We start from the raw sequence: 26,380 nt of genomic DNA, 5'->3' as shown, positions 1-26,380 counted from the left end.
TATGGGTGTTGAGATATTAAAGGCGATTAACGGTCATGCAGTCGATATGAATCTGCTGGCGGATTCAATCCTGAATCTGCAGCTTCCCACTGGGGAAATTCCATGGCATGAAGGCGGGAAAACAGACCCCTGGGATCATGTCGAATCGGCGATGGGACTTTCCATAGCAGGGTCGATTGATGAGGCCAGAAGGGCTTATGAATGGATGGCCGATTTTCAGAACACGGACGGGAGCTGGTATTCCGCTTACAAAAACGGTGAACCCGAGGACAGGACAAAGGAATCGAACATGTCCTCTTATATTGCTGTGGGTGTATTCCATCACTACCTGATTACCAGAGACAAGCAGTTCCTTTTAAGCATGTGGGATACAGTGAACAGGGGGATCGACTTTTCGCTGGGCATGCAGGCCCCTGGCGGAGAAATATACTGGGCGAAAAATTCGGAAGACAAAGTTGATACCATGGCGCTGCTCACGGGTTCCAGTTCCATCTTTTTAAGTATCAGGTGTGCGCTTGCAATCGCCTATATCCTTGGCAAAAACAGGCCGCAATGGGAAAAAGCTATTGTGAGACTAAGGGATGCCATACGTTTCAGACCGCATCTGTTCAACAGTGAAAAGGCCAGATTTTCCATGGACTGGTATTATCCGGTTCTGTCAGGGGCCATGACAGGGCTTCAGGCAATCAAGCGAATTGAAAAATCTTGGGACACCTTTGCCGTTGAAGGACTCGGTATCAGATGCGTTTCCGACAGGCCCTGGGTTACGATGGCCGAGACATCAGAACTCACAATTGCACTTGCAGGGATGGGGAAGCCCGATCTGGCAGCAAATGTATTCTCATGGATAAGCGATAAGCGCTTTGACGACGGCACATACTGGTGTGGAGTGACATTCCCCGACGGCGTCATCTGGCCCGAGGACAAGATAACGTGGACAAATGCGGTTGTCATGATGGCACATGACGCCCTTACCGGCATTACCGCAGGTTCTCATATATTCGATCATTCATTCTGGGAAAGCGCAAGCATGCCGCAACGCCGCAGGAGCCTGTTTATGGGAGAAAGCCTCAGAATGGAAAGTTCTGACTATGCAGCCGAAATGAGAGGCTAGGTTCAAAGTTGATTAAGGATCACAGACCCTATTACATCAAGAAGCTCGATCTCTGGTTCAGGGATTTTTATGTCGAGCGTTTTATAAAACCCCAGCTTGAATATCTCGGAGACGGCTATACTTTCATGAAACCATGGAATGTCCATATATTCGGCGGACCGATAAGGATAGGGGAATGCGTCAATGTAATATCCGCCCCGGACTACACGGTAAGGCTTACCGTCTGGCCGGAAAATAAAGGCATGGGAAGTATTACTATAGGCGACTATTGCCTAATATGCCCCGGGGTAAGGATAAGCTCAGCGAACAGGGTGGTGATAGGCGATGACTGCATGATTGCAGGCAAGGCATATATAACCGATTCCGACTGGCATGGTATATATGACAGGGTGACATCGATGGGTACCACCTCACCGGTAATTATCGGCAACAATGTATGGATCGGCGACAGCGTGACTGTCTGCAAGGGCGTTACGATAGGAGATAACAGCGTTATAGGCGCAGGGTCCGTTGTTACGAAAGATATTCCGGCCAATTGCATTGCGGCGGGGAATCCTGCAAAAAAAGTCAGGGATATCGATACAAAAAAAGATATGCACAAACGTTCACACTGGTTCTCTGACAGGGAAAGGCTTGAAATGGAACATGACGAACTTGACAGAAAGATGCTGAAGAATAATTCGATATTGGGCTGGATCAGGTCCATGGCATTTCCAAAAAGGGGAGACTGATGAGAGTAGCTATTGTAGCATCACCTTATCCGCTTGAAGAAGCGCCGTCTCCACCTCTCGGCGTTTGTTATGTTGCTGCTGCCTGTGAAGAGGCGGGTGCAGATGTCACGATACTTGATTATATCGTAAGAAAATATTCTCCTGAAAAGCTTGCTTATGAAATGGATGCATTCAGACCTGATGTCATCGGCGCAAATTCCGTGACCATGAATTTCAAGGGTGCGGCTGCAATAATGCAGGATGCGAAAAGGCATAATCCCGATGTGATTACCATGATGGGCGGGCCGCATGTGTCATTTGACGCTGCAAATACGCTCAATAAATATCCCGAGATCGACCTCATCGTGATAGGTGAGGGAGAGGAAACGCTGAAAGAGCTTCTGCCGGTAATCCACAACCGGTCGAAATGGGAGCATGTCGCAGGCATAGCATTCAGAAAGGACGGCGAGGTTATTTTCACCGGCAGGCGCGAACTGATTCATGACCTTGATACGCTTCCTAAACCGGCAAGGCATCTCCTTCCCATGAACCGCTACCAGGCGCTGGGATTTCCTGTCAGCATCATAACCAGCCGCGGCTGTCCGAACCAGTGCATATTCTGCCTTGGAAGGAGAATGGTCGGCTACAAGGTGCGTTACCGGTCTCCGAAACTGGTGGTTGACGAAGTCGAAGAGATCCTTTCCTACGGCTTTACCCGCATCAATATCGCTGACGACTTGTTCACATCGAACAAGGACAGGGTAAGAATATTCTGTGACGAGATAAAAAAGCGCGGTATCAAATTCACATGGACTGCCTTTTCCCGTGTCAACACGGTCGATGAAGAGGTTCTTTCCATGATGAAAGAAACAGGCTGTGACACAGTCAGCTTCGGCATCGAGACCGGCAATACTGAGATGCTCAAGCGAATTAAAAAAGGCATAACGCTCGAGCAGGCGAGAAAGGCGGTCGAGGCCTGCAGGAAGACAGGAGTTACGCCGCATGCGTCTTTTGTCATCGGGCTTCCCGGTGAGACGCATGAAAGCATTAATGATACCAAGACATTCGCGGAAAGCCTAGGCATAGACTATGGCTATCACCTTCTGGCCCCTTTCCCCGGGACGACGATCTGGGAAGAGACCGAGAAGTTCGATGTGGAGATATTGACCGATGATTTTGATCTTTATGATGCGAACCATGCCATCGTAAAAACCTCGGCGCTGACGCCAAAAGATATTGAAAATTTCATGAACGAGCATCTGTATGTACATGAGGAGATATGGAAAGAGGTTGTCCGCCGTGTAAATGAAGGCATTTCAACGGATTACGAATGGCTCAGGGTTGTGGGGCACAGACGCATGAACCTGGTCTTCAAGATGCTTAACGGCGACCTGATTGAAGAGATGGGAGGGTTCGATAGCGGAAACGGCAGCATCGAAAACCTTTCGGCAAGGATTGCAAAAGCGACGGATACTGATCCGGAGCTGACATTCAAGACGCTCGATTCATTGATTGAGAAGGGTTTTATCAAATCGAGCAGCACCCCGGCCGGCACTCAGTGGTTCTGGACTTTCAACAAATTTTCGGACTACCCGCCGGAGATCTAGTACTTTCTGAAATTTTGACCTGCGGCAGCACTTTTTGTCATCGGCAGAAAATCTTGATGTCGCGATAACTCTATCCAGTATACGCTTAAGTGTGATTATTACGAATTACTTCTAAAGATATGAACCACGAAGAACACGAAAGTCACGAAGAGAAACAAATGGAATGAAACCACGGCGATTTGAAAGTGTTTTCTTCGTGTCCTTCATGCCTCTCGCGGTAAACAATCATTTTGATATATTGTTTTGAAAGAAATATGTTTTGATTTCATCCAGAAATCATCTTCATGAACCTTCATTGTTTTATTTTTTTTATCTCTGTCAGTTTTGTCGGCACCAGGTTGGCTGCACCCTTGAACTCTGCGAAGAATCCGGGTGAGACTGCGCCCGGTGCAACCAGGCCTGCCCAGGGCTCATCAGGCCCGATCGTGATTCTGACCATGCCAGGCGATGCAGACCAGAGAGGCTGAACCACGTTTACCATCTCCACCTTCTGGAAATGAGTGCCCTCATCCGGCGGTACGAACAGGAATACCGGGTCGGCCAGGGCTTTTCCCGGACCTGCTTCCAATATGGCTGCCTCCTGGGGAATAAGTTCGCGTGTGAGCCCGGGTGTAAACTCCAGTAACAGCTTGAGCCGGCCCTTGTCCTTGACTTCGCCCTTCCATCTATCACCATCGGGGTCAAGAGAGACGGTCTTGGTAACATACTTCGGGAAGCCCAGGGCACGGCCTCCCTTGTTGGGAACCCATTTGTTAACCGGCATGGTCTTGCAGTGCCAGCCTTCCTGTCCCTTGTATTTGGCGCGCAGGAAGACGGCGCCCTCAAGATAAGGTGTCATGGGCCAGGGATGGACTTCGGTATAATCCACTACGAACAGCGACACCACAGGTTTATCAGGCATTTCCAGAGGAGCGGGGAGCAGTTCACGGTAAAGATCGAGGTCGGCAGGCTCCACCATCGTATAGATTCCATGAAATTCGTGAAAAACGCCTGTGGCCTCAATGTTCTTCTTCTGCCATGCACAGCCTGATGCGGTTATTATGAGTATGCCCAACAGGATTAGAGTTTTTATGCTCTTCATCGTTACCTCCGTAATTTCTTTAATTCAAATTTTAAGTCTTTATGAAATTCATTCATTCTTTTTCAAAGACAAGTGTTGTGATGCTCCTTCCGGGGAAAATATATTTATTCTGCTGGCCGGAACTGAAAAGCAGATCCAGATTATGGATTTCCGAAGTTTCGTATGCATCCATTTTTGTATATTCTGCAAGCACCGGCAGCCGCATCTCAAGAGATTTGGTTCCATCATTGATTGCAACAAGCACTATTTTTTCCCCGTCGGCTGAGCGGAAGGCCGTCGTTTTGAGGCCGGGGGCACTGGAAAGGGCCGGTACACGCACAAAGCCCGGCCTCACAAACCTGCTGAAGTTTCCCATTGCCCAGAGGCGCTTGGTCTCGGTCACTGAATGCGTGTTCTCATCGACATATATCAGGCCGTCATGGAAGTCGTATTTTGAGACCGCTATCCAGAGCTGCCATGATGCTACATTGCCTAAAGTCAGGTCTTCGTGCATCAGATCTGCCATGACAAGGGCGGAATCCATGCCTGTGTCGCGGCCGCCAACCATCTCGCACCATTCCGTCTGCCAGAGCTTTGTCCCTGGACACTTTGTTTTTACCAGGCAGGCAAGCGGCTTTTTCAAAGGAGTGACGATTTCCGGTCCGTACGAATGGACGCAAAAGCTGTCTAATCCGGCAGCAATATAAGGGTCGGACATAAGAGCGTTCAGGTACAAATCGGCTGAGAACCAGGAGCCGGACTCGACACCGCTTATTTTTACAGGCATGCCTGAGGCATCTATCGCCTGCATGAGCGAGCGCATGACCTCCATGCACTCATCAGGCGTGTAGTGGCAGCCTTCCTGTCCGCCCCGCCAGGCCCATTGAGGCTCATTGATGGGGCTTATCCATCCTACGGGGATTCCTTCATGGTTTCTGAGATGATCAAGAACATCCACGAGATATGCGGAATAGTCATCCACCATGTCAGGACGCAGGTTTGACCAGGGGCTGCGCCATATCGAGTCTGGGGTTAATGCTGTCATCATGATGTCCTGTATCAGTGCCTTTGCCCCGGGGTCGATATCTCCCTCTACCGGGAGGTCCTGTCCTGTAGTCAGTCCCGATACCGTCATGCGGGCAGGCGGGCTGTTGACGAAGGCCAGAAGGTTCTCGACGCCGTATGCTTGGGCCTGTTTCAGAAACCACACTCCGCCTGCATCACGCGACCAGTCATATACTCCTTTCGATACCTCGAATGTTTCTGTCTGGCGCCAGGTATCCCATATGCCTGCGGCAGGCAGGCCTCCCCCGATATTGTATCTGTATACTGACATGCCGATGCCTTCGGTACGGTCGAAGAGGAGTTTTGCAATATGATTGCGGACATCGTCATCCCACGTGCCGACATATTGGGCCCACCATGCGCCAGAGGCGCCGAAACCGTCCATGGTCTGCAGTTCCTTTTCTGTATTTATGGTTACTGCTCCATCGTTGCAGCCCGACAAAATCATAAATGTCATAAAGACCGTCAATTGCAGCTGCCTGATAAAACGGTGCTTCATAATATTCCCCCCGGCCTGATATTTTTCCGCTTGCCCCCAACAGGACAAGATTTCATGCATTTGATATAAAAGCCGGTATCAATTGTCATGATCCGGCCATGTTCTATTAGAAAAATCTACTCATTTCAGATGAATCAATCTGGCAGAGGCCTTTCAAGAACTGTCTGCCGGTAATTGAAGCACTGATTGTCATCCCATTCTAATATTATTGGCTTCGTCGGTGACGATCAACTTGCTCATCATTAATATCAGGGAAATGAATTAAAAAGTATCCTGAATTACCTTCAAGTCAATATGCTTACTGTAATTAGCTGGAGAGCCGCTTGTTTTTAGTGTATTTTTTAAAATGAATTAATTGCCTTTCCTGTGGATTAGAGGGATGCGAAATGATGAAGATTAAAAGGATGGTGTTTCTTCTGGTGGTTTTTCTTGCATTCATCCCGGAATGTATCAACGCTGCAATGCCCGATTTCGGTCCAGACGGCATGGCAGGCTTAAGCGAGGCTCAGAAGCAGGAGCTTGCACGGGGGAAGACGGTGTTTACCCTCACAGCAACCTCACCGGATGAGCAGTCCGGGCTGATAGAGGCGGCAATAGTCTTCGACCGTTCACCGGAGGAGACCTGGAACCTGTTCTATCATACGGAAGACCAGTACAAATATCTCAAGGAGCTTGAGATGAGCAGGGTCATCACAAAAGCCCAGCTTGAGGACAAAATCGAATTCAGGGTCAGGGCGCTCTTCATTACACAGACCTTCAGGGTCATTCACCATTTCGACAAACCCGATTACTACTTCTACTGGGGCCTGGATCCCGACTTCAAAAACGATCTTGCAGATCTGCGAGGCTTTTACAGGTTCTATCCATACGGACGGGGCAGGACGCTTGCCCGGTACGGCAGCAACGTCAGCGTTAAAAATGTCCCGAAATTCATAGAAGATATATTCAAGAAAAGCGGTGTCAGCAAGTCGCTGGCATCGGTTAAGAAATATATCGACTCCGGGGGGACATACCGCAAGTAACTCCTCAGGTTCGGGCCTTGTGCTCTGACTGATATTAAAAGGGTCCAATGCATCTTTCAATATTTCTTGGAATATTCATTTTTTGTTATCAGCTGAAGGTAAATATAACGTGCCAATCTTTACAGTCTTGCTCGGATGGTTTTCACTGCATATCAGTGGACAAGACGATAAGACATCCTACATCGAGAAATTGAACATCATCCAGAAAACCAATACCGAATATCCGAAGAACGTCCTTCTTGGCTCCTGAAAATCGAAAAGATAAGCGGGTCTATTTAATCTCTCCGGGTATAAGCCGTTTGAGAACCCTGAGCGACCCTGTTCTCTTAAGTTCACGGAAGAGGCCTGATTGAGCGGCTATTTTATATACCTCATACGGGGCCTGTCCGCCGTCTTTCGGGTCTTCGAATATGTCATGCATGAGAAGATAGCCGCCTGGCATGATATGCGAGGACCAGGATATGTAGTCGACAAGGGCGGATTCAAAGGCGTGTGAACCGTCGATGAAAACCAGGGAAAGCGGTGTTGACCACATCCGGGCCGCAACAGCCGATTTCGATACAATCGGGACAACCGTGTCTTCTAGCCCGGCGATTTCAAGTGTCTGCCTGAAAAATCTGAAAGTGTCGATCTTCCCTGATTTATCATCAAGAAGTTCCGCGTCATGATATTCCTGGCCCGGCTGCTGCTCTTCAGAGCCCCTGTGGTGGTCTATTGAGAAAAGGATGCCTGAACTTTCCCTGCATCCAAGGCCGAGGTAGAGTGCAGACTTGCCGCAATAGCTTCCAATCTCAAGGCAGGCGCCGAAACTGCTTGCATCCTTTGCTAATTCGTAAAGCCTGAGACCTTCGTCATGAGGCATGAATCCTTTAACGGGCAATTCGGGAATGTCATTAATTTTCATATCCCCCCTCTAAACAACCGTGAAAAACAAAGTCAAGGAAAAAGCCTTTGACGATCCATGAATAGAGAAATTTCCCCGCCTGCGCTCAGATGTTTCCATGCAGGCGGGACCTGCTTCAAGTTAAGCCTTTTTCTTTGCAGCGCAGGGTTTGGCTGATTTTGCACATCCTGATTTCTTGGCTGCAGGTTTCGCATCCTTGGGTGCTGCCTTTTTTGCACATTTAGCCATATCGCCTACCTCCTTGTGTGAATTGTTGTCGGAATCTGCAAGCAGCCTGTCGGTGCCGCTTCTGGTAATCATGCCCGCATAAACAAATCCCGATTAATGCATCATATCGGCAGCAAGAATTCTCATGTTTAATATGAAAATAATATTGCGGTTGATAATCCTGACAAAAGCTGGGTCTGCTGAAAACAAAATCCTGTATATTTTCCGGTTTTTATCTGCTGCGGGTTTTTTTCTCAAAAGAGTGTTTTAAGGTTCTGAGTATCCTTATCGCTGCTGCGGAGGCGCCGATGGTATTACTTATATTGACCGTTACGACACCAGGAGAGCAGGACTGCAGCATGGATATCATGGCGCCGATTCCGCCGCCGCCTATGCCGTAACCCACAGGGGTGGGCACTGCAATCACAGGCCTGTCCGTGACCGATGCAATTAGCGTCGGCAGCGCCCCTTCCATGCCTGCAAGGATTATAAGGACTTCAGCGTCCTTCACATCGTTCAGGCTCAAAAACGGGCGGTGAATCCCTGCAACACCCGCATCGAAATAGGCAAGGGTCTTTGCGCCGGTGGCTTCAAGAATGAGAATACATTCCTTTGCAAAAGGAATATCAGAGGTTCCGGCGGTTATGACGCCTACTGTGCCGAGTGATTTATCTTCGGGCATTGCGCCTACCGTCATCATCCTTCCCGCTTTTTGAATCGGAAGTGAAGAAAACTTCGCCTCTATTGCAGACGTCTGGGTGTCAGAGACATTTGATATGAGCACCGGCTGGGATTGTGGAAGCATCCTTTCGACAATATCAAGCACCTGTTCGGTGGATTTTCCTTCTGCAAACACCACCTCGGGGAAACCCAGCCTTTCCTGTCTGTGCATGTCCAGCATGAATTCCTCGCCGCGCTCATAGAAGATTTTCATTATCATTTCTTTGGCCTGTGCATCATCGATCAGGCCTGATTTGTACTTATCCAGTATGTCTTTCATTTTTTTTCACCTCCATCTTTTGAGTAAGATGAAAGCATTTTCGAAGCTTCGTCTCTGATTCTCTGGACAGGGATGTTCAGCTCTTCCGAGATTTTTTTCATGTCTTTGTATTCAGGTTTGCGCCTTAAAGACCCGTCAGGTGTGACAACCTCTTTTATCCTTATTTTTCCGTATGCGGTATCGAGCTGGAATACGCGCCTTTCAAGGATTCTTCTCTCTACCGGATAATATCTGACTCCGATTGTAGTCGTATGCTGAAGCATAGCGGAACATACTGATTCAAGGTTGACCACTGATGAAAGCACACGAAGTATATTTCCCGGGCGACCCTCTTTCATGATGCATGGAACAAGGCACAAGTCGATTGCTCCGGCCTCTCTTATTTTATCACCAGCGGCATCCCAGTCTTCAGGGATCATATCATCGATATCCGATTCGATGACATAAACCCTTTCGTTTCCGGCGGATGCCTCGCAAAGAATGGACCTGAACATGTTGGGCCAGCGGGGGAAGGTTTTTGCCCCGCAGCCGTACCCTGAAGATATTATTGAAAGACCGGGAAGTTCAGCCTGTGCGGCAAGTGCCTTTATTACGGCGGCGCCGGTGGGTGTGACCAGCTCGCCCCTGATATCAGTCATTCTCGAAGGCAGGCCCTCAATAAGCAGGAGAGTTGCAGGCGCCGGAACAGGTATGGTGCCGTGACGGGATTCAACAGTTCCCGTGCTTAGAGGAAGAGGTGTTGTAAAAATCTCGTCAGGTTTGAAAAAGTCGATTGCGGCTGAGATTCCGACAATATCGAATATGGAATCAACGGCACCTACCTCATGGAAATGTACATCATCTGTCGCCACCCCGTGCACTCTTGCCTCCGCTGATGCCAGTATACCGAATATATCAAGGGCCTTTTCGGCAATGCCACCGGCCAGCCCTGAAGAGTTTATCATATCCCTGATGTCTCTCCATGAGCGTTCGGTTTCTTCATCACGGACTTCAAAATCGAGCTTGAGGCATGAGACGCCGTTTACCTTTTTGTTTTCAAGACGGATTACCGGTTTTCCAAGGCCGAGAAGTTCAAGGGTGTCCTGTATGTGGCTTACCGGGCAGCCCAGTTCGATAAGGCTGGCGAGAATCATGTCGCCGCTTGCGCCTCCGACCGGGTCAAATATAAGGGCTTTCATTATTCGGCAGGGTCCTCTTCTTCTTCGGCGGTTTTCTTTACGGTGTCTGAAACGAGCAGCCACACCTTATCAAGAACGCCGTTTGCGAATGACGGACATCTGGGCGAACCAAAGCGCTTTGCAAGTTCGACCCCTTCGTTTATTGCAACCTTGTATGGAATATCTTCCCTCATGGCTAGTTCATAGGTGGCAATCCTGAGTATGTTACGATCTGTACGGGTCATTCGGCTGACCCTCCAGTTGGAGGTCGCCTTTTCAATAAGGGTGTCGATTTCCTGCAGATTATCGAGAACGCCTGCTACAAGGTTTTTTGCATAGGGCTTGACATATTCATCTTCGATGAAATGTGACAGAAAACTGTCCAGTGTTTCCCTGGAATGTCTGCTGTTTACCTCTGCCTGATAAAGATACTGCAAGGCTGCATCTCTAGCCCTGGACCTTACCTTCATATTTTATTTCGGCTGATCAGACCTGAGAGTAAAGGTCCATCATCTCGAGAAGCGACATTGCTGCATCGAACCCCTTGTTTCCTGCTTTCGTTCCTGCACGCTCGACAGCCTGTTCGATTGTATCCGTAGTAAGCACCCCGAATATGACCGGAACGTTTGCTTCCATGGAGACATGGGCGATTCCCTTGGATACCTCTGCCGAAATGTAGTCAAAATGCGGGGTGGAACCCCTGATTACGGCACCAAGGCATATGACGCCGTCAACGCTGCCGTTCAAAGCGACCTTCTTTGCCACAGGCGGAATCTCGAATGAACCAGGAACGCGATAAATGGTTATGTCCTTCGGGTTCACCCCATGTCTGGCAAGTGCGTCAAGCGCACCGTCTATAAGGCGTGCGGTAATGAATTCGTTGAACCTGCTTGCTACTATCGCCACTTTACGGCCTGCACCAAGGAGTTTTCCTTCAATAGTCTTTGCCATTAAACCACCTCCAGTATATGACCCATCTTCTCTTTTTTAATTTTGAGATATCTTTTGTTCATCTCGGTCGGCGGAATCTCAATGGGCACACGGTCAACGATCTCAAGCCCGTATCCCTCGAGACCTATGATCTTTTTAGGGTTGTTGGTCATGAGCCTCATCTTCCTTACACCGAGAGAAACCAGTATCTGGGCGCCGATTCCGTAATCGCGCAGGTCCGGTGCGAACCCCAGCTCGACATTCGCCTCAACCGTATCCATGCCTTTTTCCTGAAGATGATATGCCTTCAACTTGTTGAGCAGGCCGATGCCGCGGCCTTCCTGTCTCATATAGACGATGACGCCTTTACCTTCCGCCTCGATCATTTCCATCGCGGAAGTCAACTGGTCACCGCAGTCGCATCTGAGAGACCCCAGCACGTCTCCGGTCAGGCATTCGGAATGAACCCTTACCAGAACAGGCTCTTCAGGGGAGATTTTGCCTTTGAGAATTGCGAAATGGTCTTTATGGTCGATATCGTTTTCATATCCTACAAGCTCGAAATTCCCGTAAATTGTAGGCATCTTCGCCCTTACGACCTCCCGCACCAGAATTTCATTGCGCATGCGGTGTGCGATGGTGTCAGCTATCGTGCAGATCTTCAGACCGAACTCTCTGGCAAATACTTCCAGGTCGTTCCTTCTGGCCATTGTGCCGTCGTCCTTCATTACCTCGCAGATGACAGCGCCCGGCCTCAGACCTGCCATCCTGCAAAGGTCGACAGAGCCTTCCGTCTGTCCGGTCCTTACCAGAACGCCCCCTTCGCGGGCCCTTAGCGGAAAGATGTGGCCCGGGCTGACTATGTCAGACGGCTTTGCATTCTCAGCGATTGCAGCCTTTATTGTCGTCGCCCTGTCTGCGGCTGATATGCCGGTGGTGACACCTTTGCTGGCTTCAATAGAGACGGTGAATCCTGTTCCGAAAGAGCTCTTATTGTTCTTGACCATGAGTTCGAGGCCGAGCTGGTCCACTATCTTGTGGTCAAGTGCAAGGCATATGAGCCCCCTGCCGTGCTTTGCCATGAAATTGATGGCATCCGGCGTAATGAATTCAGCCGCCATTGTAAGGTCGCCCTCATTCTCCCTGTCTTCATCATCGACGAGAATAATCATGCGGCCGTTTTTAAGTTCGGTTATCGCTTCTTCGATTGTACAGCTTGGCATTTTGTTATCCTTCAGATAAAACCGTTTTGTTTCAAGAGATCGCCCAGAGTTGCGCCGCCCTTGTTTTCAATCATTCTTTGAACATACTTGCCGATTACGTCAAATTCGAGGTTTACCCTATCACCTGAGGTTTTGAGTGTCAAGGAAGTGGATTCGAGCGTGAATGGTATGATGTTGAGTTCGAACGCATCACTTGAAATGCTGTTTATTGTAAGCGATATTCCGTCAACCGCAATCGAACCTTTTTCAATCACATATTTTGAATATGACTTGTCGAGTTCGATACTGAAGCGGATGGATTCGCCTGAGATTCTTTTCTCCCTGATGCGTGCCACACAATCGACGTGGCCGAGTACGATATGGCCTCCAAGGCGTGTTGACAGGGTGAGGGCGCGTTCGATATTGACCTTTGAACCGGTTTTAAGGCTGCCCAGAGTCGAACGCGTGACGGTTTCCCTCGAGGCTGTGGCTGTGAATTTCGATTGTGCAATTTTAGTTGCAGTCAGGCAGATGCCGTCAACAGCAATGCTGTCTCCGACTGCATCTCCTGAAAGGTCGAGCCCGGAATCCACTTCAATAACAAAGCCGCTTGAATATGGCTTTATTCCGGTAACGGTTCCGACGGATTCGATAATTCCGGTAAACATCTTTATCCTCTTATGCGGGCTTCAATCATGATATCACCGCTTATTGTCTGAACGTCTTCTATCATAAGGCCAAGCGCATCATCAATGCTTGAAGTTTTATCCCATGATACAAGCTTGACCCCCGAGCCCAGGATTTTAGGCGCAATGAAAAGAATGATTTTATCTGCGATGGATGCCTTAAGCAGGCTTGAAATAACTGCGCTGCCGCCTTCGACAAGGACAGAGTGCAGGCCCATAGCGCCAGGAATTTTAAGGATATCATTCCAGTCAAAGAAACCGTCATTATTCAATCCGGAACGGATAATTTTCGTCCCGGTATCTGATATCTCGTCCCGGTCTTTATCAGATGCTGTTATAACCATGCATTTTTCACCCAGGCATTTCGAGCCGGCCGGTATTACAAAATCCCTGTCTATTATCACGCGAAGCGGGTCGCGGGCCCCTTCAATCCTGGATGTGAGTTGAGGGTTATCCGTGATGACAGTTCCGATTCCCACAAGAACCGCATCCATCCTGTTCCTCATTTCATGGACCCTTTTTCTTGATTCTTCAGAGCTTATCCATTTGGAGTTTCCGTTTGATGCAGCGATGAAGCCGTCTAGTGTGGTGGCCGCTTTTAAGGTCACAAAGGGAAGGCCGGTTCTCATCCATTTCGAATACCATTCAATTAGCTTGCCGGCCTCATGGCCGCATACCCCGGATGATACCGAGATGCCCTCATTTTCCAGGGATTTACCGCTGCGGCAGGAAACAATGGGGTTGGGATCGTCAACGGCGTATACGACCCGCTTTATCCCGGCTTTTATTATTGCGTCTGTACAGGGCGGAGTCTTGCCGTGATGACAGCACGGTTCGAGTGTTACATACAGGGTGGCCCCGGCCGGGTCTTCGGAACACGAATTCAGTGCATAAATCTCTGCATGAGGCATTCCTGCCCTTGGGTGGAATCCCCCGCCGATAATCCTGCCGTTTTTTACGATGACAGCCCCTACCGGCGGATTCGGCGCAGTCCTGCCCAGACCTTTATATCCCAGCTCGATGGCCTTTTTCATGTATGTCAAATCGTCCATATCCATGGTCTTTATACCAGTTGTGTCCATAATTCATAAACCAAAATTTTTTTAAGTAATTTAAATGATATATTTTTTCCGATAAAACACATATAATTATATATAATTTATTGATGAGACTTTTTATGGAAATTGGAAAATATAAATTTGAATGTGTACTTGATTCTGATTGTATACTTCCTGAATTCAAAGGCTCTACATTCAGAGGGGTGTTTGGTTTATCTTTAAAAAAAGTGGTTTGCGCCCTGAGGTTTCAGGAATGTAACAGTTGCCTGCTTAATGAGTCCTGTATATATCCTTTTATATTTGAACCTGGAAAGTTTGAAGATTCTGGTGAAAAACATCATGTAGCAGCTCCTCCCCATCCCTATGTGATAGAAGCACCAATCACAAAAAAAACACATTGGACAAAAGGTGAACTCTTTGATTTTGATATTATACTTCTCGGGAAAGCCAATGAATATCTCCCCTATTTTGTCTATGCCATTGAACAGATGGGGCAGACGGGAATCGGAAAAATGATTGATGGCTTCCGTTCCACATTCAATCTGGTGTCAGTAAAGGCAAACAGAAAATTAATTTATTCAGGCAAAGAGCGGAAGCTTGTGAAAGGCTCATTTACTAAAAATATAAGCGCCGGAAGGTTTGCAAAAATAAAGGAATCGGAAATATCTGGAATAACAGTCGTGCTGCAAACGCCGCTGAGGCTGAAATTTGAAAACAATCTCAAACGTGCGGAACTACCTTTTCATGTTCTTATAAGGGCATGTTTGAGGCGGATTTCGACCTTGTTTGAAACATACGGCAAAGGCGAGCCTGCACTGGATTACAAGGGATTGATAAGCCTTGCCGAAACAGTCAGGACAGTTCACTCTGACCTTTCATGGCATGACTGGCGGAGGTATTCGAGCCGACAGGATCAGGAAATGCTGATGGGGGGTCTGGTGGGTAATATAATTTATGAAGGCAATGTCCTGAATAATTTCCTTCCAATTCTGAAATTCTGCGAAACAGTACATATCGGAAAACAGACTTCATTCGGTCTGGGAAAATTTGAATTATTTTTTGAAGGAGAAGAATAATGGATGAGACGACCCTGAAAATTGCTCTTGCAGGATTCATGCATGACATTGGCAAGCTGGCGCAGGAGGGCATTAATGTTTTACCGGGATTTATCAATGATAATTCGGGACTTTACCAACCGGAGTATAACGGCGTTCCAACGCACAGACATGCTGTTTATACAGCAGCATTTATCGATCATATTGAAAAACTGCTACCTGATAAGTTCAATAAATCAGGATGGGGTCTTGACGATACATTTATAAATCTTGCCGCAGGACATCACAAACCAGGAACGCCGATGCAGTGGATAATAGCAATGGCCGACCGTATCTCAAGCGGCTGGGACAGGCAGCGTTTTGACGAATACAACAAAGCAATTGCATGGCAGGATTACAGGAAGACCCGTCTTGAAACATTGTTTGAAAATGCTCTGCAAACAAACAATACTTCGAATTATGCTTATCCGTTAAAGCCCCTTTCGCCTGAAAATATTTTTCCGGATCAAAAGAAAGATATTGTGCCCTCAGATGATGATAAAGCCAGAGTGGAATACAAAAACCTTTTTGACGAGTTTGTGTATGCGCTTGAGCGACTTCATCATAAAGATGAAAATACCGCCCTTTGGTTCGAGCATTTAGATAGCCTCATGATGATTTTCACAACATGCATACCTGCGGCAAGGGCTGGAAAAAAAATACCAGATATCTCACTTTATGATCACAGCAGGATGACCTCTGCGTTCGCTTCTGCTTTATATCTTTATCACAAAGGCAACATGGATTTGCAGATTATACAGGACTATGAACCAAAAAAATTTCTTCTGATAACCGGCGATCTTTATGGCATACAGAGTTTTATTTCCGGACCCAGCGGTGATTCAGGTGAAAACCGCAGCAAGATTTTAAGGGGGCGCTCGTTTGCGGTTTCACTTTTTGCAGAGCTTGCCGCCGATATGCTTTGCCGTAAAATCGGTCTGCCGCATACTTCGGTTATCCTGAATGCGGCCGGAAAGTTCACGATACTTGCACCGAACACTGAAGCCGCAAAAAGTGCAGTCGAAGAGGTCAGAGAAAAGATCAACAACTGGTTTTTAAAAATCTCTTTCGGTGAAACGGCAATTGGTATTTCAGTTCTTGAAGCGTCTCCCAATGATTTTGTCGGAGGTAATTTCTCAGCCTTTTGGGACAGGCTGGGGGGCGCACTTGAAGTAAGCAAGTTCAGAAAACTCAATCTTAATTCGCTTGGCGCTGTTGAAGGCTATCTGGACTCATTCAATAACGAACTCGATAAAGCGCTTTGCCCTTATTGCGGCAAAAGGCCATCAGATAAAGAAGTGGAAGGTTCAGCAATTGTCAAAAATGGCTCAGCCTGCAAAATCTGCCGCGACCATATCTTCCTTGGAGCCAATCTGGTGAAAAATGAACGAATTGCAATAACTACTGTTAATGCGGACCTGCACGGCGATAAGCTTCTCGAGCCTGTTTTCGGAGAATATCAGATTGGTTTTACAACAGGCGCGCTCAATGAACTTGCAAGAAGAGGCTCGCTTCTTAAATACTGGGACATATCAATCAATGAAAAAGGCGAGGCGTCAAAAGATGTAACAGCAAAGTTTATCAACGGCTATGTGCCAAAATATTCAGAAGAAGACCAGTTTGATGACAGACTTCTAAGTGGTGGAAAGAGCGAAGCAAAAAAACTTGAACTAATTGAAATGATAAACGAAGGTGCCCCAAAAACTTTCAGTCACATTTCTAAAAAGGCGCTTAATCCAATATCAATGGATAAATTCTCCGGCATAGAGGCGCTTGGTGTTTTAAAGGCCGATGTTGACAACCTGGGAATGATAATGTCCTGCGGTATTGAAGAAAAACTGTTCACAGCTTCGCGCCTGGCTTCACTCAGCCGCCAGATGAATCAGTTCTTCAGCCTTTGGCTTCCCTGGAAGCTGAAAACTGATGCAAACTTCCAGAATGTCTATACGGTTTTTGCAGGTGGCGACGACCTGTTCCTCATCGGCCCTTGGAACCGAATTATCGAGCTGGCAGGAGTTATAAATGAAGAGTTCGGCAGATACACCTGCGGCAATCCCGAAATACACCTTTCAGCGGGAATTACGATTGAAAGACCGAACACGCCCGTTGATTCGCTGGCCTATCACTCTGAAGAGGCTCTTGGCGAATCCAAGGGTAACGGCAGAAACAGCATAACAATTTTTGGCGAAACAATGACATGGAATGAATTCAACAAACTCAAACCGGTAAAGGAAAAGCTGCTCGAATATATTAGCGACAGGACAATGGGAAGCGCCATGCTCTACCGAATGAATTATTTCATGGAGATGGCGCAAAAGGCCAAGGATATCATAAGGCCGCCGGGAAAGAATGCCCATGTCAGCATTGATGACATGCAGCCGCTCAAATGGCGAGCCCTTTTCAACTATTCGGCATCCCGTAACATCGCAAAGGATTTGAAGGACGGCAAGCGAGACGAAAAGGTGAATGAGTTTATACAAATGATGGTGAAAAACCTGGAAAACTACGGCTCGAAGCTCAAAGCCGCTGTCTGGGAAATACTCTATAATAGAAGGTAAGGAGGTTATATGATTAAATTTTACATGAACAAAGAAAAAGGGTTTATCGAACCCCAATTGTTTAATGAGACTGCTGACAACTTAGCCAGAGCTATTGCGGAAGAGGGTCAAGTAGAGAAAACTGTTAGAAACAAAGATGGTTCAACTGAAAAAAAGATTGAACAGAAAAAAAACAAACGAACTCAAATAAGAAAGTTCTATGATGAAGTTTTAATGATCAATTCAAGGGCAAATTCAAAAATCAATCCTGAACAACCGGAAATCTTTAAACCTTATATAAATATGATAATCGCAAAAGCTGCATACGCACAAGGAAGGGATTTCATAACACAAAAGTTTACTGATTTTTTAAAGGACTCAATAAAACAAATAGATACTTCAAATGATCTTAAAGTCTTTACGAATTTATTCGAAGCATTCATGGGTTTTTATCGTTTACACGCAAAGGATTAAAAGGAGGAATGAAATGAAACTTATAGATATCAAAGAAATCAAAGGAACAATCGAACTTTTGAGCGGCCTTCATATAGGCGCTGGCGACACTGAAATGCACATCGGCGGAACCGACAATCCGGTTGTAAGGCATCCGCATACTGACGAGCCATATATACCCGGTTCATCACTTAAAGGAAAAGTCCGCTCACTGCTCGAGCTTAAAAGCGGGCTGATGGCAAATACAGGAGGAAGCCCTGTTAAAATTGGCGATCTGAAAAGAGTAGATGGAAACTCTGAAGCAGAAAACATCCTCAAGCTTTTTGGTTCCGGCGGCGATGACAAGGAAGATTCTTCAGCCATTGGCCCTACCAGGGTCTCATTTGCGGACTGCATGCTCACTGATGAATGGAAAAAAAGCAAGCTCTCGAAGTTTGAGGTAAAAGCTGAAAACACTATCAACCGTATCAGCGGAACAGCTTCCAACCCAAGGCAGACCGAGCGCGTTCCTGCTGGAATATCTTTCGACTTCTCCATTAACCTTAAGGTGTTTGATAACGAGGGCGACAGCCTACTTGACTATCTGCTTGAAGGTCTTAAGCTCCTCGAACATGACGCACTCGGCGGCAGCGGCAGCCGGGGCTACGGCAGGGTGAAATTTCACTTCGATGATGCAGGACTGAAAGACAAATTCGACAATCTGAAAGTCTTTTGAGGCATGGGTAGAAATTTCTTGAGGTGCCATCTTTGGGAGGCCTCTTTTCCATCGAGGTGCTGGAAGTCATGTAGCGAGGTATGAATAATGAAACTTTATTCAATAATAATAAAACCAGAATCGTCCTTTGGGACGCCGCTTAAAGGCGATACGATATTCGGCCATATCTGCTGGCAGGCGGCTTATGATGATTCACTGCTGAAAGGCGGTCTTAAAAAATGGGCAGACTGTTATACAGAAAAGCCGTTTGCTGTTTTCTCATCGGCTTGGCCAGTATTTCTTGAAAGTCAGAAGAACAAGTCGTGGTTTGCTTTCAAAAGGCCTGACCTTCCTCCTTCAATGCTTTTCAGGGATACTGCATCAGACAAAAGGCGGTACATGGAAACACGCAAGGATAACCTTAAGAAGAAATGGATGAAGGTTGGCGAGGATTTGAAAATAAACATTAACGAGCAGGCCTTCTTAAACAGTTCCGATTTGTTGAAAGCATGCCCTGAATGTAAATCAACAAAAGGCGGCTTCATTGAAAATTTTGAACGCCAGCACAATTCCATTAACCGTCTTACAGGAACGACAGGTGAAGGCTTCGCACCTTATTCGGTCGATGCCTTTGTCTATTATCCGACAGTTGAGCTTGCTATATTCGTTCTCATTGATGAAGAGGCAACAGATATTAAAAGGATACAAGACGGTCTGACCAGAATAGGTCAGAGCGGGTTCGGCAGGGATGCTTCTACTGGAATGGGAAGGTTTTCACTCGGAGAAGTAGAAGAACTGCCAGTTCCGAAACCGAGAGAAGGCGACGCTCTTTACACCATGTCGCCGTCCATACCCGATTCCGCATTATGCAAAGACTGCCTGTTCACGCCCTTTGTCCGCTACGGCAGGCATGGCGATGTCATGGCGAAATCCGGCAGGCCGTTCAAGTCGCCGGTAATCATGGCTGATGAAGGTGCTGTAATCATCCCGAAAGACAGCAGACTTTCAGAAAAACCATATCTCGGCAAGGGCATTAAGGGCATTTCAAAGGTCAATGATTTTGTGACCATCCATCAGGGATATTCGATCTATCTTCCCTTTAAACTGCCTGCGGGGGTGGAGCTATGACAATAACACTTTATCTTAAAACGATATGCCCTGTTCACATCGGATGTGATGAAGACTATGAGCCGACGGGGTTTGTGATTGATGAATCCCGATCAGAGCTCGTCTCCTTTGATCCGATGGACTTCATCAAATCCCTGGATGAAGCTCAAAGAAAAAGGTTTTCTGATATCTGCGAAAAGGGAACGGTCGAGTCACGCATGGAAATCATGAAATTCATGAGCGCAAAAAAGATGAATGGATACAGGGTGAAGGTAAGTAATGGCTTCATCTCTCATTACAAAGACAAGCTCAAAATTCCTTTAGGCGATAAAACTAAGATCAGGAACGAACTCAACAACTTTACCATTGCTAGAACGATTTTCAACCCTAATACAAATCAGCCTTATATCCCGGGCTCATCAATAAAAGGAGCTTTAAGAACTGCGTGGCTCAACAAGATTCAAAAGAAAAAGAATGTAAGGCCGGATAGAAATATGAAGGCCGATCAGCTCGAAAAACAGCTCCTTGATGGAGGCGCTTTTGCAACCGACCCTTTCCGTATGGTTAAAGTTTCAGACTTCATGCCTGTTGGAATCGTCAGGACAAGAATTGTCTATGCTATCAACAGAAAGAAAAATCCAGGAAAGGTTTCAAATGAAAACTTGAGCCCGATACTTGAAATAATAGAGCCGGGCTCGTATTTCAAAGGGACGATAACTGTCGATGATGCGCTTCAAGGTTCCGGAATAAACAATCCAGTCAAGATTCAATCCCTTTTCAACAGCGCAACATCTTTTTATTCAAAAGAACTTGGCAGGGAAAATTCATCCCTGTCAAAAATAGGCGCATCTCAATGTGTGTTGAAGGAAATACCAGAAGGAGGGTTTTTAATTTGCCTTGGGAGGCATTCGGGTGCGGAAGCCGTAACAATCGAAGGGCTGAGAAATATAAAAATAAAGGGTCCAAAGAATGCCCCGCCATTATTTCTTCCTTCAGCTACAACTATCTGGCTTGCCTCGACTGATCCCAAACCTGCGACAAATTCAAGCCTCACACCCTTCGGCTGGGTGACATTCCAAAGAAATGAGCCGTTAGCGGATGAAATTTCGGCCATTAATGACAGTTACGAAGAAACAGCTGTTACCGCCACCCCGATCAAACCAGCTTATGAACCGGTTCCTACAACCTCTCTTACCTGGGAGAAAGCGATTCTATCATGGTCGCCCGGCGACCAGAGGCTGACGGCGGCATCCGAAGGCAAAAAGGCAGCCTGCACAGGTAAAGACCTTATTCCGGAAAGTCTGTTTGAGAAGGTCGTTAATAAGCGCAAACCGACACAGGCAAAAGTTGAAGTCGAGCAGGAGGGGAATCAGTTCAGAATCGTTAAGATATTTGAGGTCTGAAAACAAAGACAGGATAAGCGCACCTGTTGCAGGAAATATTTAAGCGGATAATTGAAATATGCAGCATAATAGATTAAAACTTAAATAAAAAAAGGGGGACTTATGTCGATAACACTGAGTCTTAACATGCCTGAAGATGTTTTTTCTTCGATAAGGAAAAGTCCTGTTGAATTCGGGGAAGAAATGAGGCTGGCTGCGGCTGTGAAATGGTTTGAGATGGGAATGATATCTCAGGAAAAGGCCGCAGAGATAGCTGGATTGACCAGGGCTGATTTTATTCTCTCGCTTGCCAGATTCAAAGTTTCCCCTTTTCAGTATTCGCCCGATGAGGTTTTGAAAGATGCAGATAAATAATGTGGTATTAAATTCCTCTCCTATTATAAGCCTCTCAAAATCCGGTTTTTATCACCTGCTGTCAGAACTCTTTAAACATATAATTATCACAAACGAAGTATTGGCAGAGGTTACTGTAAAAGGTTTGAATGATGTTCAAATAGACAAGATGTTTTCATTTCAAAACATAGAACTGGCGTCCGGAAATTATCAGGACGCCCGGGTTGCCGGATGGGATTTAGGCAAAGGTGAAACATCGGTTATCTCTTACGCTCTTGAGAATAAAGAATTTTACGCCGTTGTTGATGATATGCAGGCCAGGCAATGCGCCGAATTATTCGGCTGCAAGTATATCGGGACAGTTGCTGTCATTGTTATGGCTAGACGAAATGAACTTATCTCTTCTGTAAGAGAAGCGCTTTTCAGAATCAAATCATCCGGCCTGTGGTTGTCTGATTCTTTTATAGAAACAGTCTGCAAGAACGAAAATGAATAGGGATTAGCCTATATGAAAAGAGCCTTAATCATGACCGTTGGAACAGGGACAAATCCATCAACATGTATTGTGAAACCTCTTGTCAAATCCGTTAAAAACAGCAGGCCGGATTTTCTTGTGCTGATTGCAACACAGACAAGCAGGGATTATGCAACAACAATAGCCAGTGAATCCCAACTTGCTGAAGACGCATTCGAGATAATCGAGCTGAACGACATGGAAAATTTCCAGTCAGTTTTTTCTGTTATAAATGAAGTATTTGAAAACCTTAGATTAAAAGGTTTTGCTCTCGATGATATTGAGGTCGATTTCACAAGCGGCACAAAGGCAATGAGTGCCGGGGCAGTCCTTTCAGCAACATACAACCAGTGTCAGTCGATAAAATACATAACAGGAAAAAGGGAAGGCGGTGTAGTCAAGGATGGCACAGAGGAGTTTCGCACGATAATACCGCAGGCTGTCTTTTCACTGCATGATCTGAAGCTTGCTGAACAGATGATATACAATTTAAGGTTTTCTCCAGCGCTTCAAATTATATCAGGTATAAACAAAAATACCTTGAGCGCTTCTGAAAACAACAGGCTTAAAGCTTTAAAAGATATCTCATCATTTTATGAAAATTGGGATATTTTTAATCACAAAAAGGCATACAAAAAATTATCCAAAATTAATTGGACAGGTTTTGAAATATTTAAACCCGAAGAAAAAGCCTGCGAACTGATTGAATTGCTATCAAACAATAAACCTGAAACAGTCAGGCCTCAGCTTATAATCGATATTTTCAATAACGCTGTCAGGCGGTCTGTAGAAGGGAAATATGACGATGCCGTGGCGAGGCTTTACAGGGTTGTGGAGCTTATTGCTCAACATATACTCTCGTCTTGCTACAAAATTAAAACAGGAGATGTAAATATTGATAAAGTTCCAGAATCAAGAAGGGAAAAGCTGGAAAAAACACGCGACAAAAAAGACAATAAAATCAAAATAGGGTTGTTTGCATCCTATGATCTTTTATCAGAACTTGGGCATGAATCAGGAAAGATTTTCTATGAAAATGAACAGCTTCAAGGTTATCTTAAAAACAGAAACAGCTCTATTATGGCGCATGGCCTTGATCCGATAAATGAAACAATATTCAAAGGTCTGAAAGAAAATGTCGTTGAACTCGCAGAGTTTGCATGCCCGAATTTTCCTGACATTGCCAGACAATGCCAGTTTCCATGGATTGACTATAAATAGCTAAAGCTCTTTTAAAAATTAAATAGCGCATTATACGAAAAGGAGGTCGCAATGATAACGGTATATGTCACAACACCCGGAGCAAAGATTTTCAAGGATGGCGGAACGCTCAAGGTTATTAAGGATGGCGCTGTGTATCACACAATCTTTCCTTACCGAACCGAGCAGGTCGTTATATTCGGCGGGGTCGAGATATCATGGCACGCCATGAACACGCTTTTAAAGCATAAAATCACCACTGTTTTTCTAAGCAAGAACGGCCACTTTAACGGCAAGCTTGTTCCGCCGGTCGATTCCGCCATACATCTTCGCCGTCTCCAGTATGAGATGCTTTCAGACAGTGAGAAATGCCTTTCATTCTGCAAGGCCGTGGCCAGGGGCAAGATGAAAAACCAGCTTGTCATGCTTGGCAGGATAGCCAGATTTCAGAACAGGGATATAAAGCAGCAGACAGAGCAGCTTAAAGATTTGATTTCAAAGGTTGACGGCGCTGTGTCAGCAGCGTCTCTTCGCGGTTATGAGGGCTCGGCTTCAAAGATCTATTTTTCTGTATTCAACCTGGGATTTACTAAATCGCAGGGTTTCAAAAAACGAGTGCGCCGTCCCCCGACCGATCCTGTCAACGCTGTGCTATCACTGATTTACACCGTGCTCGGAAGCAGGGTAGAGGGTGCAGTAGAGCGTGAAGGTCTTGACCCTTATGCAGGCATCTTTCATTCGATAGGCAGAGGAACTCGTTCGCTTCCTCTTGACCTCATTGAAGAGTTCCGCACAATTATAGCTGATACGCTGACCTTCTCGCTTTTCAATCTTGGCATTGTCGGCAAGGATGATTTCAGAAAAATCGAACCACAGGATGAAGAGGCCATTGAGATAGCCCAGCCAGATGCCCCGGATATTTTAAAAGACAAAATGTCTGTATTCAGTGAATTGGCACCAGTTGAAGAAATAAGCACACTTGAAGAACCAGTATCATCATCACTCGAAGATGATGGTCATGAAGAGGCAAAACCACCAAAGACCGCTGTATATCTGAACCCATCAGCGCTGAAAAAGGTCATTGCACAGTTTGAACGCAAGCTCGAAACTGAATTCACACATCCGCTGCTTGAAGAAAAGATGACGTACAGAGATTCTATTACGGTTCAGGTAAGGCAATTTGTTTCATTCCTCAGAAATGAGACACCGGATTATATCCCGCTGGTGATGAGATGATCTATATCGTTACATACGACATCAAGTTTGATTGCATTGATGACCCGTCAGCTCAGAAACGCCTGAAGGATATTTCCGAAGTCTTGTGCAACTACGGTCTCAGACGTCAGCGATCGATATTTGAATGTATTATGGATTCGCCGAAACTTGAAAAAATGAAAAAGGAAATTTCTGAAGTAATTGACCGCGATAAAGACTCGGTCAGAATATACGTGTTATGCGAAAAATGCCTCAAGAAAGCAGTAGTGCAGGGCGTAGGGGAAATTGTCGATATAAAGGAGTATGCGATTGTATGAGCCTGCGTAACGAAGAAAGAAACATATTGGCAGTCTATGACATAACTGATCCTAAGCGGCTTGCTAATGTCGCTAAAACGTTGGAAGGTTGTGGCGTGCGCGTTCAATATTCGGTTTTCGAACTGATTATAACTCCTTCAATGCTTAAAGTGCTTCACGAAAAAATCAACAAAATAATTGACATTGAAACAGACTCGGTGCGCTATTATATAATATGCGATACCGACTGGCAGAAAAGGAGTAAGCTTGGCGTAAGCGTATTCGGAGAACCTGACTGGGATGTAAGTTATGCAATAGTTTAATAAGATATACAAAATTTTGAGAACCTTCTTGATGATAATTGATTTTGTTTAACGAATGCCTTTTAGATAACTGCTGTCAGCGGTTATATGGAACATGATGGATCTGAACAAGTACCATAGGTTCTCATGCAATAAATAAATTAATTAAAACAATAAGATATAACGATAAGGTGGACAAAAAGAAAATGATGACTCTGTTCTTTGGAAGCATTCATACAGGTTCTCAAAAAGATATGTCTAACCTGTTGAATATTTATATGAAAAACGGGAAGCTAACGAACCACACGACCTGATTGAAGGGATTGCGACCCTAAAAAACACTCTGTATTTCGGCGCATTTGGCTCTTTAAACGAACCACACGACCTGATTGAAGGGATTGCGACGCCCTCGAGTGACCTATTGGTCACGGGAATTTCTATATTCATAACGAACCACACGACCTGATTGAAGGGATTGCGACGAGCCATGATTGATTTGACCCTGTTCTCTTCAATTATGTAAACGAACCACACGACCTGATTGAAGGGATTGCGACTCAACTATCCGGTAAAAATATTTTCTTTTTTAAATCCATCAACGAACCACACGACCTGATTGAAGGGATTGCGACCATCTACGATAGCAGAAAAAATTTCCTCTTTTTTTATTCCAACGAACCACACGACCTGATTGAAGGGATTGCGACCCAAACCATTTCGAGGGAGGTGTTGTAGGAGGAGAGACAAACGAACCACACGACCTGATTGAAGGGATTGCGACGTTATCGTAGAAAAATTTCCTGCCATCTACGATGGCAGAAAACGAACCACACGACCTGATTGAAGGGATTGCGACTTTTCATTTTTTCCCTCCTGATTTTTTCATTTTTTCCCAACGAACCACACGACCTGATTGAAGGGATTGCGACAATCCCACACGCTACGAGAATGTATTTTTCGTTATCAAAACGAACCACACGACCTGATTGAAGGGATTGCGACTAGGGCAAC

At 46.0% G+C, this 26,380-nt stretch carries 27 protein-coding genes and 1 CRISPR repeat array; of the genes, 16 read left to right on the top strand and 11 right to left on the bottom strand.

The window, feature by feature from the left end; all coding sequences use genetic code 11:
- Position 1 precedes the first annotated feature (1 nt).
- The 3 genes from VIS94_02460 to VIS94_02450 are packed head-to-tail and all read left to right on the top strand — an operon-like array spanning position 2 to position 3,431.
- Positions 2 to 1,114 carry a phenyltransferase domain-containing protein gene (locus VIS94_02460; GenBank protein ID HEY9159933.1) on the top strand — a complete coding sequence of 371 codons (1,113 nt, stop codon included), beginning with the start codon at positions 2 to 4 and terminating at the stop codon, positions 1,112 to 1,114.
- Between the two features lie 8 nt (positions 1,115 to 1,122).
- A complete protein-coding gene (locus VIS94_02455) occupies positions 1,123 to 1,845 on the top strand; it encodes an acyltransferase (GenBank protein HEY9159932.1) in 723 nt (240 codons plus the stop codon).
- On the top strand, positions 1,845 to 3,431 hold the full coding sequence (locus VIS94_02450) for a radical SAM protein (protein ID HEY9159931.1): 1,587 nt from the start codon (positions 1,845 to 1,847) through the stop codon (positions 3,429 to 3,431). Before VIS94_02455 ends, VIS94_02450 begins: the two co-directional genes overlap by 1 nt.
- Positions 3,432 to 3,723: 292 nt before the next feature.
- On the opposite strand, the gene VIS94_02445 is transcribed toward VIS94_02450, so the two are convergent.
- Entirely contained in the window at positions 3,724 to 4,512 is a 789-nt protein-coding gene (locus tag VIS94_02445) for an acetoacetate decarboxylase family protein (protein ID HEY9159930.1), read from the bottom strand.
- A gap of 52 nt (positions 4,513 to 4,564) precedes the next feature.
- The gene (locus VIS94_02440) at positions 4,565 to 6,055 is read right to left on the bottom strand and encodes a glycoside hydrolase (protein ID HEY9159929.1); all 1,491 of its coding nucleotides are present in this window, start codon (positions 6,053 to 6,055) and stop codon (positions 4,565 to 4,567) included.
- 386 nt (positions 6,056 to 6,441) lie between these two features.
- Here VIS94_02440 and VIS94_02435 point away from each other — a divergent pair, with 386 nt between their 5' ends.
- Positions 6,442 to 7,077, top strand: coding sequence for a hypothetical protein (locus VIS94_02435; protein HEY9159928.1), 636 nt, complete (start codon positions 6,442 to 6,444; stop codon positions 7,075 to 7,077).
- 271 nt (positions 7,078 to 7,348) lie between these two features.
- On the opposite strand, the gene VIS94_02430 is transcribed toward VIS94_02435, so the two are convergent.
- The 9 genes from VIS94_02430 to ribD all read right to left on the bottom strand — a co-directional run bounded on the left by VIS94_02430 (position 7,349) and on the right by ribD (position 14,245).
- Positions 7,349 to 7,981 carry a class I SAM-dependent methyltransferase gene (locus tag VIS94_02430; protein HEY9159927.1) on the bottom strand — a complete coding sequence of 211 codons (633 nt, stop codon included), beginning with the start codon at positions 7,979 to 7,981 and terminating at the stop codon, positions 7,349 to 7,351.
- Positions 7,982 to 8,101: 120 nt separating this feature from the next.
- On the bottom strand, positions 8,102 to 8,281 hold the full coding sequence (locus VIS94_02425; GenBank protein HEY9159926.1) for a hypothetical protein: 180 nt from the start codon (positions 8,279 to 8,281) through the stop codon (positions 8,102 to 8,104).
- Between the two features lie 139 nt (positions 8,282 to 8,420).
- Positions 8,421 to 9,188: a nickel pincer cofactor biosynthesis protein LarB gene (larB, locus tag VIS94_02420; protein HEY9159925.1), complete on the bottom strand. Its 768-nt coding sequence runs from the start codon at positions 9,186 to 9,188 to the stop codon at positions 8,421 to 8,423.
- Entirely contained in the window at positions 9,185 to 10,366 is a 1,182-nt protein-coding gene (gene larC, locus VIS94_02415) for a nickel pincer cofactor biosynthesis protein LarC (GenBank protein HEY9159924.1), read from the bottom strand. Before larC ends, larB begins: the two co-directional genes overlap by 4 nt.
- The gene (gene nusB / locus VIS94_02410; protein ID HEY9159923.1) at positions 10,366 to 10,815 is read right to left on the bottom strand and encodes a transcription antitermination factor NusB; all 450 of its coding nucleotides are present in this window, start codon (positions 10,813 to 10,815) and stop codon (positions 10,366 to 10,368) included. The genes larC and nusB overlap by 1 nt, the downstream gene beginning before the upstream one ends.
- 16 nt (positions 10,816 to 10,831) lie before the next feature.
- A complete protein-coding gene (gene ribE / locus VIS94_02405) occupies positions 10,832 to 11,296 on the bottom strand; it encodes a 6,7-dimethyl-8-ribityllumazine synthase (protein HEY9159922.1) in 465 nt (154 codons plus the stop codon).
- On the bottom strand, positions 11,296 to 12,498 hold the full coding sequence (locus VIS94_02400; protein ID HEY9159921.1) for a bifunctional 3,4-dihydroxy-2-butanone-4-phosphate synthase/GTP cyclohydrolase II: 1,203 nt from the start codon (positions 12,496 to 12,498) through the stop codon (positions 11,296 to 11,298). The genes ribE and VIS94_02400 overlap by 1 nt, the downstream gene beginning before the upstream one ends.
- Positions 12,499 to 12,509: 11 nt before the next feature.
- Positions 12,510 to 13,145 (bottom strand): riboflavin synthase, encoded by a 636-nt coding sequence (locus VIS94_02395; GenBank protein ID HEY9159920.1) that lies wholly within the window; start codon positions 13,143 to 13,145, stop codon positions 12,510 to 12,512.
- 2 nt (positions 13,146 to 13,147) lie between these two features.
- Positions 13,148 to 14,245, bottom strand: a complete 1,098-nt coding sequence (ribD, locus tag VIS94_02390) for a bifunctional diaminohydroxyphosphoribosylaminopyrimidine deaminase/5-amino-6-(5-phosphoribosylamino)uracil reductase RibD (GenBank protein ID HEY9159919.1) — start codon at positions 14,243 to 14,245, stop codon at positions 13,148 to 13,150.
- Positions 14,246 to 14,586: 341 nt separating this feature from the next.
- Here ribD and cas6 point away from each other — a divergent pair, with 341 nt between their 5' ends.
- The 12 genes from cas6 (at position 14,587) to cas2 (VIS94_02330) (ending at position 25,390) form a co-directional block, all read left to right on the top strand.
- Positions 14,587 to 15,297 carry a CRISPR system precrRNA processing endoribonuclease RAMP protein Cas6 gene (cas6, locus tag VIS94_02385; protein HEY9159918.1) on the top strand — a complete coding sequence of 237 codons (711 nt, stop codon included), beginning with the start codon at positions 14,587 to 14,589 and terminating at the stop codon, positions 15,295 to 15,297.
- Positions 15,297 to 17,873, top strand: a complete 2,577-nt coding sequence (gene cas10 / locus VIS94_02380) for a type III-A CRISPR-associated protein Cas10/Csm1 (protein ID HEY9159917.1) — start codon at positions 15,297 to 15,299, stop codon at positions 17,871 to 17,873. Before cas6 ends, cas10 begins: the two co-directional genes overlap by 1 nt.
- A 9-nt stretch (positions 17,874 to 17,882) precedes the next feature.
- Complete coding sequence (gene csm2 / locus VIS94_02375; GenBank protein ID HEY9159916.1) at positions 17,883 to 18,326, top strand: type III-A CRISPR-associated protein Csm2; 444 nt, start codon at positions 17,883 to 17,885, stop codon at positions 18,324 to 18,326.
- 13 nt (positions 18,327 to 18,339) lie between these two features.
- A complete protein-coding gene (gene csm3, locus VIS94_02370) occupies positions 18,340 to 19,020 on the top strand; it encodes a type III-A CRISPR-associated RAMP protein Csm3 (protein ID HEY9159915.1) in 681 nt (226 codons plus the stop codon).
- 87 nt (positions 19,021 to 19,107) lie between these two features.
- Positions 19,108 to 20,127, top strand: coding sequence for a hypothetical protein (locus VIS94_02365; protein HEY9159914.1), 1,020 nt, complete (start codon positions 19,108 to 19,110; stop codon positions 20,125 to 20,127).
- The gene (gene csm5, locus VIS94_02360; protein ID HEY9159913.1) at positions 20,124 to 21,509 is read left to right on the top strand and encodes a type III-A CRISPR-associated RAMP protein Csm5; all 1,386 of its coding nucleotides are present in this window, start codon (positions 20,124 to 20,126) and stop codon (positions 21,507 to 21,509) included. The genes VIS94_02365 and csm5 overlap by 4 nt, the downstream gene beginning before the upstream one ends.
- Before the next feature lie 102 nt (positions 21,510 to 21,611).
- Positions 21,612 to 21,863: a UPF0175 family protein gene (locus VIS94_02355; GenBank protein HEY9159912.1), complete on the top strand. Its 252-nt coding sequence runs from the start codon at positions 21,612 to 21,614 to the stop codon at positions 21,861 to 21,863.
- Complete coding sequence (locus tag VIS94_02350; protein ID HEY9159911.1) at positions 21,850 to 22,338, top strand: DUF3368 domain-containing protein; 489 nt, start codon at positions 21,850 to 21,852, stop codon at positions 22,336 to 22,338. The genes VIS94_02355 and VIS94_02350 overlap by 14 nt, the downstream gene beginning before the upstream one ends.
- A gap of 12 nt (positions 22,339 to 22,350) precedes the next feature.
- A complete protein-coding gene (locus VIS94_02345; GenBank protein ID HEY9159910.1) occupies positions 22,351 to 23,577 on the top strand; it encodes a TIGR02710 family CRISPR-associated CARF protein in 1,227 nt (408 codons plus the stop codon).
- Between the two features lie 51 nt (positions 23,578 to 23,628).
- A complete protein-coding gene (gene cas1 / locus VIS94_02340; protein ID HEY9159909.1) occupies positions 23,629 to 24,792 on the top strand; it encodes a CRISPR-associated endonuclease Cas1 in 1,164 nt (387 codons plus the stop codon).
- A complete protein-coding gene (cas2, locus tag VIS94_02335; protein ID HEY9159908.1) occupies positions 24,789 to 25,088 on the top strand; it encodes a CRISPR-associated endonuclease Cas2 in 300 nt (99 codons plus the stop codon). The genes cas1 and cas2 (VIS94_02335) overlap by 4 nt, the downstream gene beginning before the upstream one ends.
- Positions 25,085 to 25,390 (top strand): CRISPR-associated endonuclease Cas2, encoded by a 306-nt coding sequence (gene cas2, locus VIS94_02330; protein HEY9159907.1) that lies wholly within the window; start codon positions 25,085 to 25,087, stop codon positions 25,388 to 25,390. The genes cas2 (VIS94_02335) and cas2 (VIS94_02330) overlap by 4 nt, the downstream gene beginning before the upstream one ends.
- A gap of 274 nt (positions 25,391 to 25,664) precedes the next feature.
- A CRISPR array of direct repeats spans positions 25,665 to 26,371; the repeat unit is 35 nt; unit sequence AACGAACCACACGACCTGATTGAAGGGATTGCGAC.
- Positions 26,372 to 26,380 lie beyond the last annotated feature (9 nt).

The organism is Desulfomonilia bacterium (genome assembly GCA_036567785.1).
GTDB lineage: Bacteria > Desulfobacterota > Desulfomonilia > UBA1062 > UBA1062 > DATCTV01.
This window is presented reverse-complemented; position numbering and strand designations above follow the sequence as displayed.

Excerpts from the sequence above, each read along its gene's own strand:
- csm2 (HEY9159916.1), top strand. The coding sequence starts at position 17,883 with ATGATTAAATTTTACATGAACAAAGAAAAAGGGTTTATCGAACCCCAA.
- cas2 (HEY9159907.1), top strand. The coding sequence starts at position 25,085 with ATGAGCCTGCGTAACGAAGAAAGAAACATATTGGCAGTCTATGACATA.
- VIS94_02400 (HEY9159921.1), bottom strand. The coding sequence starts at position 12,498 with ATGCCAAGCTGTACAATCGAAGAAGCGATAACCGAACTTAAAAACGGC.
- VIS94_02445 (HEY9159930.1), bottom strand. The coding sequence starts at position 4,512 with ATGAAGAGCATAAAAACTCTAATCCTGTTGGGCATACTCATAATAACC.
- VIS94_02350 (HEY9159911.1), top strand. The coding sequence starts at position 21,850 with ATGCAGATAAATAATGTGGTATTAAATTCCTCTCCTATTATAAGCCTC.
- larC (HEY9159924.1), bottom strand. The coding sequence starts at position 10,366 with ATGAAAGCCCTTATATTTGACCCGGTCGGAGGCGCAAGCGGCGACATG.
- VIS94_02365 (HEY9159914.1), top strand. The coding sequence starts at position 19,108 with ATGAAACTTTATTCAATAATAATAAAACCAGAATCGTCCTTTGGGACG.
- cas1 (HEY9159909.1), top strand. The coding sequence starts at position 23,629 with ATGATAACGGTATATGTCACAACACCCGGAGCAAAGATTTTCAAGGAT.
- VIS94_02460 (HEY9159933.1), top strand. The coding sequence starts at position 2 with ATGGGTGTTGAGATATTAAAGGCGATTAACGGTCATGCAGTCGATATG.
- larB (HEY9159925.1), bottom strand. The coding sequence starts at position 9,188 with ATGAAAGACATACTGGATAAGTACAAATCAGGCCTGATCGATGATGCA.
- csm5 (HEY9159913.1), top strand. The coding sequence starts at position 20,124 with ATGACAATAACACTTTATCTTAAAACGATATGCCCTGTTCACATCGGA.
- csm3 (HEY9159915.1), top strand. The coding sequence starts at position 18,340 with ATGAAACTTATAGATATCAAAGAAATCAAAGGAACAATCGAACTTTTG.
- VIS94_02440 (HEY9159929.1), bottom strand. The coding sequence starts at position 6,055 with ATGAAGCACCGTTTTATCAGGCAGCTGCAATTGACGGTCTTTATGACA.
- cas10 (HEY9159917.1), top strand. The coding sequence starts at position 15,297 with ATGGATGAGACGACCCTGAAAATTGCTCTTGCAGGATTCATGCATGAC.
- VIS94_02435 (HEY9159928.1), top strand. The coding sequence starts at position 6,442 with ATGATGAAGATTAAAAGGATGGTGTTTCTTCTGGTGGTTTTTCTTGCA.
- VIS94_02450 (HEY9159931.1), top strand. The coding sequence starts at position 1,845 with ATGAGAGTAGCTATTGTAGCATCACCTTATCCGCTTGAAGAAGCGCCG.
- VIS94_02425 (HEY9159926.1), bottom strand. The coding sequence starts at position 8,281 with ATGATTACCAGAAGCGGCACCGACAGGCTGCTTGCAGATTCCGACAAC.
- VIS94_02345 (HEY9159910.1), top strand. The coding sequence starts at position 22,351 with ATGAAAAGAGCCTTAATCATGACCGTTGGAACAGGGACAAATCCATCA.
- VIS94_02355 (HEY9159912.1), top strand. The coding sequence starts at position 21,612 with ATGTCGATAACACTGAGTCTTAACATGCCTGAAGATGTTTTTTCTTCG.
- ribD (HEY9159919.1), bottom strand. The coding sequence starts at position 14,245 with ATGGACACAACTGGTATAAAGACCATGGATATGGACGATTTGACATAC.
- VIS94_02430 (HEY9159927.1), bottom strand. The coding sequence starts at position 7,981 with ATGAAAATTAATGACATTCCCGAATTGCCCGTTAAAGGATTCATGCCT.
- ribE (HEY9159922.1), bottom strand. The coding sequence starts at position 11,296 with ATGGCAAAGACTATTGAAGGAAAACTCCTTGGTGCAGGCCGTAAAGTG.
- nusB (HEY9159923.1), bottom strand. The coding sequence starts at position 10,815 with ATGAAGGTAAGGTCCAGGGCTAGAGATGCAGCCTTGCAGTATCTTTAT.
- cas2 (HEY9159908.1), top strand. The coding sequence starts at position 24,789 with ATGATCTATATCGTTACATACGACATCAAGTTTGATTGCATTGATGAC.
- VIS94_02395 (HEY9159920.1), bottom strand. The coding sequence starts at position 13,145 with ATGTTTACCGGAATTATCGAATCCGTCGGAACCGTTACCGGAATAAAG.